Genomic DNA, 16,827 nt, shown 5'->3' with positions numbered 1-16,827 from the left:
AGGGGGAGGGAGACGCTTGAACCGAGAACGCGCAACCACCTTCTCCCTCCCCCTTGTGGGGAGGGCAGCAAAGCTTGTGAGCGAAGCGAACTGGCCACGCTGGGTGGGGGGTGACAAACGCGCCGCTTTTTGAGGGAGCGGCCCTCCCCGCGCGCGGGGAGGCTTCGACGCCTAGATCTCGGCTTCGTCGAAAATCCGGGTCAGGTCGCCGGCCCACGCGCCATTGTATTTGTCGAGCCAGCGTTCGGCCTGGGTCTTGCCGAGGTCGAGGGTCTGCTTGAGCGGATCGAGGAAGATGGTCTCGTCCTGGCCGTTTGCTAGGTGCTTGCGGCGGCGCAGGCCGTCGTCGGCGAGATCGACGACCAGACGGGCGATATCTGCGACGGTGCCGCCACGGAACGGCGTTTGAATGGCGGTGCGCGGAACTTCATTGCGGAGCGCCTGCCGCTCGGCCCCGGTCCAGTCGCTGACCAGGTCCCACGCGGCGGCGAGCGACTCGCTGTCGTAAAGCAGCCCCGTCCAGATGGCGGCCAGCGCCAGCACGTGGTCGCGGTCGCCCATGTCGGCACCGCGCTGCTCGAGGAACTGCTTGAGGCGAACTTCCGGGAACAGGGTCGAGAGATGGTTCTCCCAATCCTTGACCGTCGGCCGGACGCCAGGTAGCTGCGGGAGCTTGCCCTGCATGAAGGCGCGGAAGCTTTCGCCGGCGACGTCGATGTACTCGCCGTTGCGGATGACGAAGTACATCGGTACATCGAGCGCATGCTCGGCATAGCGATCGAAGCCGAACCCCGGCTCGAACGCAAAGGGCAGCATGCCGGTGCGGGCGTTATCGGTATTGAGCCAGATATGCGAGCGGAAGCTCAGGTAGCCCGACGGCTTGCCGTCGACGAAAGGCGAGTTGGCGAACAGCGCGGTGACGATCGGCTGCAGCGCCAGCGACACGCGCAGCTTTTTGACCATGTCGGCCTCGTCGGAAAAGTCGAGGTTCGCCTGCACGGTGGCCGAGCGGTACATCATCGAGGTGCCGAGCGTGCCCACCCGTTGCATGTACCTGGTCATGATGCCGTAGCGCGACTTCGGCATGGCGGCGATTTCGGCCACCGACCAGAGCGGGGTGACGCCGAGGCCGAGGAAATGGATGTTCAGCGGACCGCCGACGATGCGGCAATCCTCGAGATGGGCATCTAGCTCGGCCGCAGCGTCGTGGATAGTCGGCTGCGGGGCGCCGGAGAGCTCGAACTGGCCGCCGGGCTCAAGTGAAATGCCGCCGACGGCGCCCAGATTGCGCAGGCCGATCGGGTTGCCGCGGTCGAAGAAGGGGTGCCAACCGGTGCGCGCCTCGATGCCGCCGAGCAGCGCGTGCACGCCATCGTCGCCGGCATAGGGAACCGGAGCGAGCGGGGCCTTGCGATAGACGTGCTTCTCGTGCTCGGTGCCGACGCGCCACTCGGATCGGGGCTTGGCGCCCACCGCCATGACCTCGATCAGGTCGGCCCGCGATTCAATCAGCGGTGCGTTTTCTTCGCCGGCCATGGGCACTCCAGTGAGGCAAGACTGCCGGGCTCCTGGCCGGGCGCGGCGGACAATACTGAGCCGCGCTCCGAATGCAATGGGCTTTATCGCCAATCGCCGATGGTTGACTGAACCACTGCCAATGCGGCCACCGCCGCCGTGTCGGCACGCAGGATGCGGGGGCCCAGGCTGATCGGGATGACGAAAGATTGCGCCAATAGCAGCGCCCGCTCGTCATCGGAAAACCCACCCTCGGGGCCGACCAGGATACCGATGGGCAGGCCGTCGAGCTCCTGCAGCTGGGCGTTGGGGGCGTGGCTGGACGCGCTCTCGTCGGCAAAGATCAGCCGGCGCAGGCCGTGGTCGTGCTGCCAATGGGCGATGAGATCGGCCAATCCCACCTCCTCGCCGAGCATCGGAACGCTCAGCACTTCGCATTGCTCGGCCGCTTCAATGATGTTGGCGTGGAGCTTGTCGGCCTTGAGGCGCGACACCTGGGTATAGCGGGTAATCACCGGCTGGATGAATCCGGCGCCCATCTCGGTGGCCTTCTGCACCAGGTAGTCGAGACGGCCGGTCTTCAGCGGTGCGAAGCCGAACCAGAGATCGGATTTCGGCGTCTGGTGCTGGGTCTGCACCACCAGCTCGAGGGTTGCCCCCTTGCGGTGGTCACTGGCGATCCGCGCCATCCAGGCGCCGTCCGCGCCGTTGAACACCACCAGGGCGTCGGCCGCCTTCATGCGCAGCACGCTCAGCAGGTAATTGGTGTGGTCGCGACCAAGCTCCAGCGTTGCACCAGCCGCGAGCGGCGCCTCGATGTAGAGGCGAGGCAGGGTCTTGTGTGATCTGGGCATCGTGGTACGCGTGAACTGAGAATGGCCGACCCGGCTATCAAGGCACACAAGACAGACGATGCAAACCCCTGAAAAAGCAGCAGGTACGGTGGCGGATGCGAGTCGAGGCAACTGGCTCGACCGCTATGCGCCCGCCTGGCTCAAGCCCTATGGGCGGCTGGCGCGCTGGGATCGACCGCTGCCGCTGCTGCTGCTGTTCTGGCCGTGCGGTTTTGCCTTGGCGCTGGCGGCGCTGGCCGAGCCGACCCGCGGTTTCGACTGGTGGGCGCTGGTGCTGTTCTATGTCGGCTCGGTGGCGATGCGGGGGGCCGGTTGCACCTTCAACGACATCGTCGATACCGAGATCGACATGAAGGTGGCGCGCACCCGCTCGCGCCCAATTCCGTCAGGCCAGGTGACGAAGCGGCAGGCGCTGTTGTTCCTGGTGCTGCAATCGCTGGTCGGGCTGGCAGTGTTGCTGCAGTTCAACGCCACGACGGTGATGCTTGGAGTAGCCTCGCTGGTGCTGGTGGCGATCTACCCGTTCATGAAGCGCGTCACCTGGTGGCCGCAGCTGTTCCTCGGCCTGGCCTTCAACTGGGGAGCCCTGATCGGCTGGACCTCGCAGACCGGCTCCCTCGCCCTCCCCCCGCTGCTGCTCTATGTTGGGGGGATCCTGTGGACCATCGGTTACGACACCATCTATGCACTGCAGGATATCGAAGACGACGCCCTGGTGGGTGTGAAATCCACCGCGCGCCTGTTCGGCCGGCGAGCCCGGTTGCTGGTGGCGCTGTTCTACGCGGCGACAGTGGGGTTCTGGGTGGTGGCCGGCCTGATGGTCGGTGCCGGCTGGCCGTTCCTTTGCGGCATGCTGGTGGTGGTGGGCCTGTTCGGCTGGCAGGTCCGTACGCTGGATCCGCGCGATCCCGCCAATGCGTTGGCGCGGTTTCGCGCCAATCACTGGGTGGGTCTGGCGCTCACCGCCGCCCTGTTGCTCGATCTCGTGGTTTAGCGCGAAACTTTGTCCACCCCACTGGATGTCATCCCAACGAAAGCAGGGATGACATCGAGTATCGGACGAAACCATGCCCTAAACACCGCAAACAGAAACGGGGCCGACCCATTTCTGGATCGGCCCCGGCTCGAGCTTAAGTTTGGAGGTCGCTACGAGTCTGCCGACAGTTCAAACGTGCATGGGATCGCTGTCGACTTGTTCTGCTAGAAACGGCCTAGGGCCGCAAAGGTTGCATCAGGACGCGCTGCTTTCACCAGGCTTGCGGCGATTGAGGAAGCGGGGCCGACGTTCGGCGTCGGCGGCGAGACGACGACGGTCGTGCTTGGGGCCCAGGGCGACACCATCGACCTGCTGCGAGTAGGGCAGCAGATTGCCGTCGCCGGCCTTGATGAACAGCGGCAGGCGGAGCTTCTTGCCCCAGTTCTGCCACTCCGCGACGACGTTGGAATTGCCGATCTCTTCGAACACCCGATAGTTGAGTTCGGGGTCGCCGTGCACCAGCTCGATGGCGCTCGACAGCACCCCTTCTTCGGTGATCGACGTCGAGACCGCAACGCCGATGAACTCGTCGACCGGCACCTTGATCTTGATGGCGACACCGCTCTTCTCGAGCGTCTTGCGCACCGTCACGGTCTTCACCGGATCCCTGGGGCCGTTATCGTTGGCGGGACCGAAATATTTGGCAGTCAGCGGACGTGTCCGTGGGGCGCGCCCCTCGCCGAACAACATGACAACCGACGACCCGTCGATCCCAACGCGACCCTGCATGATAAGCCTTCCTGTCAACTCTCGAGAGCTTGTTTTTGCCGCCCTCTTTGATGCCCCCAATCTACCCGCGCCCCTTGCCGCCCCGCTTAAGAAACTGGGTTAAGTTTAGGTTGTTTTGCGAAGGGTTAGCGGGTCGTCACCGGGTGTAACGCAGTCTTAAGTGCGTGTGCTTGCTTGGCTTTAACCACATGGCTGCGGGCAAGCCCGTAGCCGGGCCAAGTGGCCGCCGCAGCCCCCTTCAAATCGGGAGTTCCGGTGCGCGGCGGGCCTTGTTCCAGCCAGGGGATGCGCCTAGAAGCACGGCCAGCCGAAAACTCCGGAGAGCTGATGCCGAGTGCTGCCCCCACCACTGCCGCCGACGACCGCGAATTGCTGCGCTCGGCTGCCGTGACGGCGGGGATCATTGCATCGGGCTATTTCCGCAAGGACCTCAAGACCTGGACCAAAGAGAACGCCTCGCCGGTGAGCGAGGCGGATATCGTGCTCGACAAGTTTCTCAACTCGGCATTGCTGACGGCGCGTCCCGACTATGGCTGGCTGAGTGAGGAGAGTGTCGACAACCCGGAGCGGCTGAGCCATCGGCGCGTCTTCGTGATCGATCCGATCGACGGCACGCGCGGCTTCATCCGCGGCGATGACAGCTGGACCGTGTCGCTGGCCGTGGTCGAGGACGGCGTGGCGATTGCCGGCGTGGTCTACGCGCCGGTGCGTGACGAAATGTACGACGCGGCGATCGGCGAGGGGGCGCGGCTCAACGGCAAGCCGCTGGTGCGCCGGTGTCCCCCCGGCCGCACGGCGCCGCTGATCCCGGCGCCCGGAGCGGTGCACCAGGAGTTGCAGGCTGCCGGGCTCGACTACTCGCGGGGGCCCTTCTTTCCCTCGCTCGCCTACCAGTTGGTGCAGGTGGCTTCAGGCGGGCTCGACGCGGCGGTCAGCCGGCGCGGCGCGCGCGACTGGGATGTCGCGGGAGCAGCCTGCATCCTCGGCGAGGCCGGCATCAGCTTCGAGGACGTCTGCATAGGTGCCTTGCGCTTCAATCGGCCGGAAACCCGGCATGGGGCGCTTGCAGCGCTGTGCGAGCCTTCGCTAAAAGCGCCGCTACATGCTGCGCTGGTCAAGGTCTATGGCTGCCCGCAGCCGCAGGAAGTCGATCTGGAGCGTCTGAAGCCGTGAGCAAGCCCAACAAATCCGAGCCCAAGCAACAGCTCTTGCACCTCGTCATCGGCGGCGAGGTGGAAAAGGGCGAAGACATCGTCTTCAAGGATCTCGATGCTGTCGACCTCGTCGGGGTCTATCCCAACTATGCCGCGGCCCATGCGGTGTGGAAGCAGAAGGCGCAGCTGACGGTCGACAATGCCGAGATGCGCTATTTCGTCGTGCACCTGCACCGGCTGCTGAACCCGGAAGACGAGGAGTAGCCGGCAGCCTGAGCGGGCTCTGACCGAAAGGGCGGTGCGAGCCGACCGTCACCCCTGTCCCCTCCCCCTAAGGGGACGACAAGATGTTCGCCCCGAGGGGAGGGAGACCCTCATACCGACATCGAGGGGATCGTCTCCCGCCCCCTTCTTAGGGGGAGGGATCAAGGGTGGAGGTCAGCCCGCGCCCGGCTTTTCAACTTTTGCAACAAGGCTTGCCGCCAAAGCATCAAGCCGCTCCGCTGCCTCGTCCGCCATCCCGCGGAACGCCTCGATCATTCGCAAACGCTGCGCATGGTCGTCCAACAACGCCAGCACCGCCCCCGGCAATTCGGCGCCCGAGCCGACCTGAACCGTGCAACCGATCGCCGACAGCGCTTCGTGCAGAGGCCGCTGCCGTTCGATGTGGGGCCCATAAACGCTGGCAGCGCCCAGATGCAGCGGCTCACTGAGGTCGTGCCCCCCGATCGGCGAGAAGGTGCCACAGACGATGCCGATCGTGGCGCGCGCGTAGATCTTGGACAGCGTCCCCATCTCATCGAGCCAGACCAGGCCACCGGCATCGGCGATGGCAGCCTCGCTGCCGACAATGGCAAGCTCGGCGCCAAAGCTGGCGCTCAGCACTTCGCCGGGGATCTTTCCGGGATAGCGCGGCACCAGCACCAGCTTTGCATCGGGGCGTTGCAGCCGCAGCGCTGCAATGGCCGGAGCGAGCGGCTCGATCTCGTCGCGGTGGATGTTGCCAAAGGCAATGAGCGGCGGCCGGTCCTTGCCGGCGGGAGTGGCCCGCTGCAGCGGAACGAGCTTCAGGTTGCCGACCACGTCGACGCGCTCGCGCGGCACGCCGAGTTCGGCATAGCGCGCAGCGATGGCCTGATCCTGCGCGTAGATTCGGTCCGCCTGGAGAATTGTGCGGTTGGCCACGGCGGGGTTGCGCTGGTGACGCGCAAAACTGCGCGGCGACAGGGTGGCGTTCACCACCACTACAGGGACGCCGGCAGCCGCCGCGGCGGCGAACTGGGCCGGCCAGAACTCGGATTCGACCAGCACCAGGAGATCGGGGCGCACCGTCTGCATGATACGACGCTGCGCGCCGAGCGTGTCGAGCGGCATGATGAAACTGGCGGCGTCGCCGGCGACGGCGCGTACCCGGGCGTAGCCGGAATAGGTGGTGGCCGAAAGCACCACGGAGAGGGAGGGATCGAGCGCCAGCAGACGGCTGCGGAGCAACTCGGCGACTTTCGATTCCCCAGCCGAGACGGCGTGGATCCAGATCCGCCTGCCGGTCGCCGGGTGCGGCAGCGCCGGGTTGAGGCGCCTCGCGAACCAGGCGGCGCCGCCCTCATCGCTCCTCGAGAAGCGCGACAACACCGCATAGTGCAGCCAGGACGCGGCCGTCACCAGCCCGCCATAGGCCTTCCAGCGAAATGGCACGGCTTTGCTCACGCGAGGGATGCTCCAACTGGCTTGCCCTGCTGACTAGCCGGTTGCCCCCCGGCGCACAACCTTGCGAGCGTCCGGCGAATGCTGGTAAGCCACGACATGTCTTCAGTCCGGCGCGGGCCAGGTCCTCACGTGCGCTATCCGATCGCCAACGATGCGCGTCTGCAGCAGCTTGCCCTCGAGGAGGCGCAGGCGGCGATCCGGCTCGAGGTCGAGGGGCTGGAAGCACTGGCTGCGGGGTTGGACGGCGCCTTCGTGGCGCTGGTGGAGCTGATCCAGCGCGCCCCGGGACGCGTCATTCTTTCGGGCGTCGGCAAAAGCGCCCATATCGCGCGCAAGGTCGCGGCGACATTGGCCTCTACAGGCACCCCCGCGCAGTTCGTACATGGCGGCGACGCCAGCCACGGCGACCTGGGAATGATCACCACCGCCGATGTGGTGGTGATGTTCTCCAAATCAGGCGACACGGTGGAGCTGTCGGACCTCGCCAACTATTGCGTGCGCTTCGATATTCCGCTGGCGCTGATCACGGCGCACCCGGACTCCCGGCTGGGGCGGGCGGCCAATATCGTGGTGGGCCTCCCCGATGCGCGGGAAGCCTGCGACATCACGGCAGCGCCGACGACATCGACGACGATGATGGCCGCGCTGGGCGACGCGATCGCGGTGGTGCTGCTGCGGCGCCGTGGCTTCCAGGCCGCCGATTTCCACGTGTTCCATCCGGGCGGCGCGCTGGGCAGCGCGCTGTTGACGGTGGGCGAGGTGATGCACCGCGACGACAAGCTGCCGCTGGTCGGCGCCGAGGCAAGTGTCGCTGCGGCGATCCTCGAGATGACGTCCAAGGGATTCGGCTGTACCGGCGTGGTCGATGCGGCGGGCGAGCTTTTGGGCATCATCACCGATGGCGACCTGCGTCGCCACATGGCAGACGGCCTGCTGCAGCAGACGGCGGCAGCGGTGATGACCGTCAGTCCGCGCACCATCGGAAGCGATGCACTGCTGAGCGAGGCGTTGCGGCAGATGACGGTGCTGACGCCACGGATCACCGCGATCTTCGCCATGGACGGACGGCGGCCGGTCGGCATCGTGCATGTGCACGACTGCCTGCGGGTCGGCCTTGTCTGAGGTGAGCGACCTCATCGTCATTCCGGCTCGCTACGGTTCGACCCGGCTGCCCGGCAAGCCGCTTCACCCGATTGCCGGCCGGTTGCTGCTGGAGCGGGTAGCGGCGATCGCCATGGCGGCAGCGCGGCGGCTCGGCGATGCGGAGGTGCTTGTCGCCACCGACGACCAGCGCATCGTTGCCGCGGCGCAGGGGCTCGGCCTCGAGGCGGTGATGACGGCAAGCGAGATCAGCTCGGGCTCAGGGCGGACGCTGGCGGCGCTGCGGGCGACGGGGCGCTCGGCGGAGCTGGTGGTAAACCTGCAGGGCGACGCACCGTTCACCGCGCCCGAGCATATCGTCGAGATCGTGCGGACCGCGCGGAGCTCCACGGCCGATGTGACGACGCCGGTGGTGCAACTCGACTGGGCGCGGCTCGATGCGCTGATCGCGCACAAGCAGACGACGCCGGCGAGCGGCACGACCTGCATCCGCGATGGTGCGGGTCGCGCGCTGTGGTTCTCCAAGACGGTGCTGCCGTTCATGCGCAAGGAGGCGGAACTGCGCGCCGCCGGACCGCTGTCGCCGGTGCTGCAGCATATCGGGCTCTATTGCTACCGAACCGCGGCGCTCGAAGCCTTCGAGGCGGCGCCGCAATCGGACTACGAGCGGCTCGAGGGCCTCGAGCAGTTGCGCCTGATCGAGCTGGGGCTCGATATCCGGGCGGTGATGGTCGACCCGGCCCCGATCACCATGAGCGGAGTGGACAGCCCGGCGGACGTGGAGCGCGCCGAGCGTTTGATCGGCACGCATGGCGACCCGTTCGTCGACTGGCGCTCATGACCCGGCTGGTGATCGTCAGGCACGGCAACACCTTCGAGGCGGGCGAACCGCCGCGCCGGATCGGGGCTCGCACCGACCTGCCGCTGACCGCGACGGGCATGCTGCAGGCGCAAGCACTCGCCAGGCACTTCAGTGCCAACCGCGTGAGCTTCGATCGGGTGCTGAGCGGCGCGCTGCAGCGCACGCGACGGACGGCCGAAGCCATCGCCCCGGGCCAACCGATCGAAACGGCGGAGTTCCTCACCGAGATCGATCACGGGTCCGACGAAGGGCAACCGGAAAGCGCCGTTATCGCGCGGCTCGGTAACGACGCCATCACGCTGTGGGAGACACAGTTGATTGCGCCAGAAGGCTGGGAGGTTGGGGCGCAATGGCGTCTCGTTGCCTGGCGGGAGTTCGTGGATCGCGCGGCTGAAGCGCTGCCTCATGGAACGATCCTGCTGGTGACGAGCAACGGCGCAGCACGGTTCGCCCTTGCGGCGATGGGCCTGAAGCCTGGGGAAAACCGTGCCGGTGTCAAATTCCGTACAGGAAGTTATGGTGTGGTGGAGGTCGGCAGCGGCACCGACTTTCGGCTACTTGGGTGGGACATACGACCGGGCGAGACACCCGGCGATACGGATTTGTTTTGATGCAGAAGGTTTTTGTCGATGCGCCGAACGGGCAGCGCGTCGGGTTTGGCACGGATCTCCCGCTTGCCTTCATCCTTGGGCCATGCGTGATCGAAAGCCGCGATCACGCGTTGAAAACGGCGACCGTGCTGGCCGAGCTGGGCCGACGGCGCGGCATTCCGCTGATCTACAAATCGTCGTTCGACAAGGCCAACCGCACCAGCTCGAAGAGTTTTCGCGGCATCGGCATTGACGAGGCCCTGCGCATCTTCGAGACGGTCAAGCGTGAAACCGGTCTCGCCGTGACCACCGACGTGCATGAACGCGAGCAATGCGCCGCTGTGGCCGAGGTGGTGGACATCCTGCAGATACCGGCATTCCTCAGTCGGCAGACCGACCTGCTGGTGGCTGCCGCCGCTACCGGCCGGGTGGTCAATGTCAAGAAGGGGCAGTTCCTCGCGCCCTGGGACATGCGGAATGTCGCCAACAAGCTCGACAGCGCCGGCGCATCCGGCGTGCTGCTGACCGAGCGCGGCACCAGCTTCGGCTACAACACCCTGGTGGTCGACATGCGCGGGCTGCCGATCATGGCCGAGACCGGCAAGCCGGTGATCTTCGATGCCACCCATTCGGTGCAACAACCCGGTGGACGAGGCGAATCGTCGGGCGGCGAACGCCAGTATGCGCCGGTGCTGGCGCGGGCCGCGGTGGCCGTCGGTATTGCCGGCGTGTTCATCGAGACGCACGAAGATCCCGACAATGCGCCATCCGACGGCGCCAACATGATTCCGCTTGCCCAGATCGACGACCTGGTCGGGGAGTTGCAGGCGCTCGACGCCATCGTCAAGGCCCGAGGCTCCGGGCGATGACCCCGGCGGTCAGCGACGGCACGTCCTCCTATATGCGGTGGGCCTGCCTGGCGATGATCGTCTTCCTGTTCGCGCTGCCCTGCGTTACGGGCAGGCTCACCACTTACTTCGTGCTGCTGTTCGGCATTTTCGCGCTGCTCTCGCCATCGGTGGTCGCCGCCTTCCAGGCGCGCAGCCGCAACCCGATCGATCTGATGTTCGTGACCGCGGCGGTGTTGCCGGCGATCGCGTTCCTGTTCACCTCGGAGGATCCCGGCGATCTGCTGTTTGCCTTCAACTTCGTGCCACTATTGCTGGCGCTGCCGATGCGCTGGCAGCTGCAAAGATTCGCGCGGCTGGACAGCGCGGTGATGATCGGCCGGCTGGCGCTGGCCGGCGCTGGCATTGCAGTGATCGTCAGCGTGGTGCAGGTGCTGATCCTCGGTTACGAGCGGGCCGGGCCACCACTGATGAGCGCATTCCACTTCGCCGACACGGCGATGCTGCTGGGGTTTGTTGCGCTGGTGGGCGCATTCGCGCCCGGCGCCAACCGGCGCTGGCTGTACCTGCTCGGACCGGTGCTCGGCATTCTCGCGGCCCTGCTGAGCGGCACGCGCGGCGCGCTGATCGCGGCGCCGGTGCTCGGCTTCATTGCCCTGGCGTTTGCGCTGGCGCTGGCGCCGGCCCGCCATCGCACGACGACGCTGGTGGTCGCCGCCGCCGTCGCGGTGGCCGCTGCCGTGCTGGTGTTCGCCGCGGCAAAGCTGGGCTTCGGTCGCGCCGTCGACGGCTTTTCGGTGACGCAGGATGTGATCGCGGGCGGCGCCGTGGACCAATCCACCCGGGAGCGCCTGATCATGCTGTGGGGCGGCTACCAGGCGTTCCTCCATGCGCCGGTGTTCGGCTATGGCTGGCCCGACATGGTGCCGGCCATCCTGCCCTATGTGCCCAAGAGCGAGGTCGAGCGGATGCTGACGTTCCGCCAGCTCCACAACGGCCTGCTGAGCTTCGCGGTCGGTGCCGGGATTCCGGGAGTGATCAGCTTCCTGATCCTGTCGGTGGCCCCGGTGATCGCGGTGCTGAAGACGCCGCGCGACGAGCTGTTCATGTCGCGGCTCTACCTTTCGGTGACCCTGTGCGCCGCCTACGCGGTGTTCCAGCTGACCATCATCATGATCGGGTTCGAATTCCACACCGTGCAATATGCGTTCATGACGGTGGTGATGCTCGGCTTCGTGCAGGCTCCGTTGCGGAGCACGACACCGGCTCGGCCGGTCGGCGGCAAATCGTCCATTGCCTCGGAGACTCCCGGCACGGCGTGATGCGCGTGGCGTGCCGACCCTTGGTAGATCCGCTCCGGCAGAGCGCCGGCGACCGCGCCCCTCGGCCGCGAAATGTCCAAGACTACGCGATAGACAGTATTTCCGCCCGGATCCGACGCGGGATAGACTTTCGTTGCCGGACGGTAATTTGACTTGCGACGCTACAGTCGCTAGCCAAGCGTCAGTGACGCAAACGGCAGGTTAGGACCCAACCGTCCATGCATGCGCCTGCCTTCCCTCATAGCGAAGCCCACCTGCGGAACGCATCGGTGCGGGCCTGGGTCCTGGTCGTGATCGCGGTGGCGACGCTGGCCCGGCTCGGGCTCGCCGCGATCCTGCCGGTAGGGGTGGACGAGGCCTACAGCATCGGCATCGCGCGGCAGGTCTCGCTCAGCTATTTCGACCATCCGCCGCTGCATCTATGGCTGGTCGGCGCGTGGGCAAAACTGTGGGGCAGCGAGGACCTGCTGCTGTTGCGGCTGCCGTTCATCGGATTGGGCGCGCTGTCTTGCTGGCTGATCTACGTGCTGGGAGCGAGGCTGTTCGGCCCGGTGGCCGGACTGTGGTCGACGGTGCTCTTCAATCTCGCTCCGGTGTATGGCCTGGCGCATGGCGCGCTGATCTTTCCCGACGGGCCATTGCTGGCCGCGGCGCTGGCGACGGCGCTGCTGGTGGCGCGCATCGTCCTCGAGCCCGGCGACAGCCGGCGCCTGGGATCATGGGCCCTCGCCGGCCTCATGGCCGGGCTGGCGTTGCTGTCGAAATACCATGGCGTGCTGTTGCTGCTGGGCCTGCTGCTGTTCCTGCTGACCACCCGTGAGGGCCGACGCTGGCTGCTTACTCCCGGCCCCTGGCTGGCCGCGGCGATCGCGGCGGCCTGTCTCGTGCCGGTGCTGGTGTGGAATGCCCAGCACGACTGGGTGTCGTTCGCCTTCCAGGCAGGTCGCGGCCGGGTCGGCAGCGGTGCGGAACTTCGCCTGCTCGGTCCGGTCGAATCGCTGCTGTCGCAGGCGGTCTATCTGCTGCCGTGGATCGCCGTGCCGCTGGGGACGTTACTGCTTCGCGGCCTGATCGGCGGACCGGCCAATGCACAGCGCTGGCTGCTGGTATGCCTGGCTATCCTGCCGATCGTCATTTTCACCGGGCTGACGCTGTTCGGTCGCGGCCTGCCGCATTGGCAGATGCCGGGCTGGCTGTTCGCCATTCCGTTGCTCGGAGAAGCGCTTGCCAATGCCGGCAAGATTACACGCCGGCTGGCAGTCGCCATCGCCATCCTCACCGCGCTGGGGCTGGCGGCACTCGCCAGCGTGGTGACGATGCAGGCGCGATGGGGCAGTTTCGATCAGCAGACGCTGCAGCTGTTCGGCGGCAGCGATCCGACGGACGCGCTGCTGTCATGGGAACCGCTGCGGTCGGAACTGGCGACGCGCGGACTGCCCGCCGACCCCAAGACGTTCATCGGCACCTTCAACTGGGTGCGCGCCGGCGAGCTCAATGCCCTGTTCGGCAAGCAGGTCCCGGTGCTGTGCCTGTGCAGCGATGCGCGGCACTTCGACTATCTCAATCCGCCGCAGGACTATGCGGGGTGGAACGCGATCCTTATCGGGATGCCGGGGAATGTCGACGACGACGCCAGGCTGAGCGCCGAGTTCGCAACGCTGGGTCCGCTTGAGGATGTCAGCCTCCACAAGGGTGAGCGCGTTGCGGTGCCATTGTTCATGCGACTGGCGAGCGGCTTCCGGCCCTGAGGCCTTTGGCTGTCATACTTCGAAGCGATGCCGTCCTAGCGGCCGGCCAGACCGTAGCGCTTATGGGCTTCGTAGGCGGCCGCAGCGTTGGCATAGGGCTCCTGCCGATCGACGTTCCAATAGGTCAGCTCGTCGAGGGCGATGGGGACGCCGGTGATAGCGCAGCGCACGAAGCTCCCCGGCCGCAGCACGACATAGTCGGCATCGAGGTAACGCACCTGCGCTTCCGAAGGGCTGAAGCTCTTGTCGAAAATGTTCATGGCACCACCAGATATAGGTCAGATCGGCTGACTTGGAAACCGGCCGAACCGCCGCGACAACCGAGCGGGTTTTCGTGGCGATTTTCAGAACAGGCTTTCCTGGCCCTCCTCGTCGCGCGGCGGGCGCACTTTCTTGCGCGCTACGAGCCCACTGCCGATGGTCGCGCCGATCGTGCCGTCCGACACCTGGATATGCACCGGATCGCCCGGCTTCACATCGGCGGTATGCTTGACGATGTGGCCGTCAGCATCGGTGACGACCGAAAAGCCACGCTCGAGGATCGAGCGATAGTCGGCCGCCTCGAGCAGACGGGCCGCCAGATCGAGGCTGCGGCGACGCTGATCGATGAAGCGGGCGATGGCCGGGTGCAGGGCCGCGGCGAGCGGATCGAGGCGGCTGCGCAGATGCCGGATCTCGTTGCTGAGCGCCTTGGGCGACAGTCGGCCGGCCGAGGCGAGGAACAGCCCGCGCTTTCGCTCGGCAGTACGCGACGCGGCGGTGTCGGCACGGCGGCGGAGATTGTCGAGCCGCGTCGCGAGTTCGGCGGCGCGCCGTGACAGCAGGGTCGGCGTCAGCTTGTTGGCGGAACGGCCGAACTCGATGCGCTTTTTCTGCTCGGCGTGACGCAGCGCCGCGGCCAGGTTGGAAGCGGCGTGATCGAGGCGCTGGCGGGCCGAGGCGACCAGATCGAGCGGGCGCGGCAGCCCGGCGGCGGCAGCGCGCAGCCGATCACGATAGTTGGCGGCGGTGCGCCGCATGGCGTGGCGCTGCCGGGCGCCGATCTCGTCGACATAGCCGATGAGGTCGGCGCGCACCGGTACGGCCGCTTCGGCAGCGGCCGTCGGAGTCGGGGCGCGATAATCCGAGGCATAGTCGACCAGCGTGGTGTCGGTCTCGTGCCCGACGGCGGTGATGACGGGGATGCGACTCGCGGCGACGGCGCGGACCACGATCTCTTCGTTGAAGCCCCAGAGGTCTTCGATCGACCCGCCACCGCGAGCAACGATCAGCACGTCGGGGCGCGGAATCGGACCGTTCGGCGCCAGCGCATTGAAGCCGTTGATGGCCGCGGTCACCTCGGGCGCCGCCGTCTCGCCCTGCACGCGGACCGGCCAGACCACCACATGGCTGGGAAAGCGATCGGAGATGCGGTGCAGGATGTCGCGGATCACCGCGCCGGTGGGCGAGGTCACCACGCCGATGACCCGCGGCAGGTAGGGCAGCTCGCGCTTACGCTCGCTGGCGAACAGCCCCTCGGCGGCGAGCTTGCGGCGCCTGTCCTCGAGCAACGCCATCAGCGCGCCGGCGCCGGCCGGTTCGATCTGTTCGATGACGATCTGGTACTTCGAGGAGCGCGGGAAAGTGGTGAGCCGCCCCGTCGCGATGACCTCCATGCCCTCCTCGGGCTTGAAGGTGAGCCGCGGCCACGAACTCTTCCACACCACCGCGTCGATCGAGGCGTTCTCGTCCTTGAGCGTGAAATAGGCATGGCCCGACGAGTGGACGCCGCGGAAACCCGAAATCTCGCCGCGGACGCGGACATGGCCGAACTCGTCCTCGACCGTGCGCTTCACCGCCTGGGCGATCTCGGAGACGGTGAACTCGGCGGCGTTGGTCAGCGGTGCGGGCATGGGTGAGAGGTGCGGGAAAGGCACGAGTCCGTCAAGGGTGGCGGCACAATCGAGCAGATGCTAGATGGGCGCCCAATGGCCGCGCCCCACGCACTCGGCCGCTTACCCACCCCTCGGGTGGCCTCTTGCCCCGCCGGGCAGGGTGGATCAACGCAACATCGGAGCTGATGGCTGATGCGCATTGTGGTGATTGGGTCAGGTGGCCGGGAGCATGCGCTGGCCTGGGCGATTGCCCGCTCGCCGCGCTGCGAGAAGCTGTTCGTGATGCCTGGCAATGGCGGGACGGAGGAGATCGCCGAGAACGTCCCCGTCGATATCACCGACCACAAGGCGGTGGTCGACTTCGCGCTCGCCAACCGGGTGGATTTCGTGGTGATCGGACCCGATGCACCGGCGGTGGCCGGGCTGGGCGATGATGTGCGGGCGGCGGGATTGCTGTGTTTCGGGCCGTCGAAGGCAGCGGCGCAGCTCGAGGGGTCGAAAGCCTTCACCAAGCAACTATGCGACGAGGCCGGCGTACCCACGGCCGCCTATGGCCGCTTCGACAACGAGAGCGATGCGCTGGCCTATGTGCACGACCAGGGTGCGCCGATCGTGATCAAGGCCGATGGGCTGGCCGCCGGCAAAGGCGTCACCGTGGCGATGACCATCCAGGAGGCGGCAGACGCGGTGCGCGACTGCTTCTCGGGGGCGTTCGGCGACAGCGGTTCGACCGTGGTGATCGAGGAATATCTCGAGGGCGAAGAGGCCTCGATCTTCGCCCTCTGCGACGGCGAGAGCGTCGTGATGCTGCCCAGCGCGCAGGACCACAAGCGGGTGTGGGACGGCGATCGCGGGCCCAATACCGGCGGCATGGGCGCCTATTCCCCTGCCCCGGTGATGACGCCTGAGATGACGGCGCGCGTCGAGGAGGAGATCATCCTCCCCTCGATCCGCCGCATGGCGGAACGCGGCACGCCGTTCACCGGGGTGCTGTTCGCCGGGATCATGGTGACCGCAACGGGTCCCAGGCTGATCGAATACAATGTCCGGTTCGGCGACCCGGAGTGCCAGGTGTTGATGCTGCGCCTCAAATCGGACGCGCTCGATCTGCTCGAAGCCACGGCGCGCGGCACACTCGGAACGGTGAAGCCGGTGTTCAGCGACGAGGTGGCGCTGACCGTGGTGCTGGCGGCCAGGGGCTATCCGGTGAGCCCGGAAAAAGGCAGCGAGATCGGCGGCATCAACGGCCAGGACGACGACAACCTGGTGGTGTTCCATGCCGGCACGCTGCGCCGCGATGGCAAGCTGCTCGCCAATGGCGGCCGGGTGCTGAACGTGACGGCGCTGGGGCGCACCGTGAGCGAGGCGCGCGATCGGGCCTATGGCGAGGTAGACCGGATCGACTGGCCGGCCGGCTTCTGCCGACGCGACATCGGCTGGCGGGCGCTGGCGCGGGAACCGAAATCCGCCTGAACATCTTATAAACG

At 66.7% G+C, this 16,827-nt stretch carries 16 protein-coding genes; 10 read left to right on the top strand and 6 right to left on the bottom strand.

The features are described from left to right. Positions 1–171 precede the first annotated feature (171 nt). Entirely contained in the window at positions 172–1,536 is a 1,365-nt protein-coding gene (locus APS40_RS17185) for a glutamate--cysteine ligase (protein WP_055048218.1), read from the bottom strand. Positions 1,537–1,619: 83 nt separating this feature from the next. Then, a complete protein-coding gene (locus tag APS40_RS17180) occupies positions 1,620–2,369 on the bottom strand; it encodes a 16S rRNA (uracil(1498)-N(3))-methyltransferase (protein WP_055048217.1) in 750 nt (249 codons plus the stop codon). 58 nt (positions 2,370–2,427) lie between these two features. On the opposite strand from APS40_RS17180, the gene ubiA reads away from it, so the two are divergent. Further along, complete coding sequence (gene ubiA, locus APS40_RS17175) at positions 2,428–3,363, top strand: 4-hydroxybenzoate octaprenyltransferase (RefSeq protein ID WP_055048216.1); 936 nt, start codon at positions 2,428–2,430, stop codon at positions 3,361–3,363. Positions 3,364–3,600: 237 nt separating this feature from the next. Here the strand turns inward: ubiA and APS40_RS17170 are convergent, their stop codons facing one another. After that, positions 3,601–4,134, bottom strand: a complete 534-nt coding sequence (locus APS40_RS17170; RefSeq protein WP_055048215.1) for a DUF6101 family protein — start codon at positions 4,132–4,134, stop codon at positions 3,601–3,603. Between the two features lie 327 nt (positions 4,135–4,461). Between APS40_RS17170 and APS40_RS17165 the strand changes: the two genes are divergently transcribed. Both APS40_RS17165 and APS40_RS17160 read left to right on the top strand, forming a co-directional pair. Beyond that, positions 4,462–5,307, top strand: coding sequence for a 3'(2'),5'-bisphosphate nucleotidase CysQ (locus APS40_RS17165; protein ID WP_055048214.1), 846 nt, complete (start codon positions 4,462–4,464; stop codon positions 5,305–5,307). Then, a complete protein-coding gene (locus APS40_RS17160) occupies positions 5,304–5,552 on the top strand; it encodes a DUF4170 domain-containing protein (RefSeq protein ID WP_055048213.1) in 249 nt (82 codons plus the stop codon). The genes APS40_RS17165 and APS40_RS17160 overlap by 4 nt, the downstream gene beginning before the upstream one ends. Positions 5,553–5,726: 174 nt before the next feature. Here APS40_RS17160 and APS40_RS17155 read toward each other — a convergent pair whose 3' ends face one another. Beyond that, positions 5,727–6,995, bottom strand: a complete 1,269-nt coding sequence (locus APS40_RS17155; protein ID WP_055048212.1) for a 3-deoxy-D-manno-octulosonic acid transferase — start codon at positions 6,993–6,995, stop codon at positions 5,727–5,729. Positions 6,996–7,124: 129 nt separating this feature from the next. Between APS40_RS17155 and APS40_RS17150 the strand changes: the two genes are divergently transcribed. From APS40_RS17150 to APS40_RS17125, 6 genes are all read left to right on the top strand, one after another. Beyond that, positions 7,125–8,117 (top strand): KpsF/GutQ family sugar-phosphate isomerase, encoded by a 993-nt coding sequence (locus APS40_RS17150; RefSeq protein WP_236884120.1) that lies wholly within the window; start codon positions 7,125–7,127, stop codon positions 8,115–8,117. Between the two features lies 1 nt (position 8,118). After that, entirely contained in the window at positions 8,119–8,937 is an 819-nt protein-coding gene (locus APS40_RS17145; RefSeq protein ID WP_211199056.1) for a 3-deoxy-manno-octulosonate cytidylyltransferase, read from the top strand. Then, a complete protein-coding gene (locus APS40_RS17140) occupies positions 8,934–9,569 on the top strand; it encodes a histidine phosphatase family protein (RefSeq protein ID WP_055048211.1) in 636 nt (211 codons plus the stop codon). The genes APS40_RS17145 and APS40_RS17140 overlap by 4 nt, the downstream gene beginning before the upstream one ends. Then, on the top strand, positions 9,569–10,417 hold the full coding sequence (gene kdsA, locus APS40_RS17135; protein ID WP_055048210.1) for a 3-deoxy-8-phosphooctulonate synthase: 849 nt from the start codon (positions 9,569–9,571) through the stop codon (positions 10,415–10,417). The genes APS40_RS17140 and kdsA overlap by 1 nt, the downstream gene beginning before the upstream one ends. Continuing rightward, complete coding sequence (locus APS40_RS17130) at positions 10,414–11,718, top strand: O-antigen ligase family protein (RefSeq protein ID WP_055048209.1); 1,305 nt, start codon at positions 10,414–10,416, stop codon at positions 11,716–11,718. The genes kdsA and APS40_RS17130 overlap by 4 nt, the downstream gene beginning before the upstream one ends. A 269-nt stretch (positions 11,719–11,987) precedes the next feature. Further along, positions 11,988–13,466, top strand: a complete 1,479-nt coding sequence (locus APS40_RS17125) for an ArnT family glycosyltransferase (RefSeq protein ID WP_055048208.1) — start codon at positions 11,988–11,990, stop codon at positions 13,464–13,466. A gap of 35 nt (positions 13,467–13,501) precedes the next feature. Here the strand turns inward: APS40_RS17125 and APS40_RS17120 are convergent, their stop codons facing one another. Both APS40_RS17120 and xseA read right to left on the bottom strand, forming a co-directional pair. After that, complete coding sequence (locus APS40_RS17120) at positions 13,502–13,726, bottom strand: DUF2093 domain-containing protein (RefSeq protein ID WP_055048207.1); 225 nt, start codon at positions 13,724–13,726, stop codon at positions 13,502–13,504. A gap of 84 nt (positions 13,727–13,810) precedes the next feature. Beyond that, entirely contained in the window at positions 13,811–15,358 is a 1,548-nt protein-coding gene (gene xseA, locus APS40_RS17115; protein ID WP_055048206.1) for an exodeoxyribonuclease VII large subunit, read from the bottom strand. Positions 15,359–15,532: 174 nt separating this feature from the next. Here xseA and purD point away from each other — a divergent pair, with 174 nt between their 5' ends. Further along, on the top strand, positions 15,533–16,813 hold the full coding sequence (gene purD, locus APS40_RS17110; protein WP_055048205.1) for a phosphoribosylamine--glycine ligase: 1,281 nt from the start codon (positions 15,533–15,535) through the stop codon (positions 16,811–16,813). Positions 16,814–16,827 lie beyond the last annotated feature (14 nt).

The organism is Devosia sp. A16 (genome assembly GCF_001402915.1).
Taxonomy (GTDB): domain Bacteria; phylum Pseudomonadota; class Alphaproteobacteria; order Rhizobiales; family Devosiaceae; genus Devosia_A.
The sequence above is the reverse complement of the archived record's forward strand: the minus strand, read 5'-3'. Positions and strand labels throughout refer to the sequence as shown.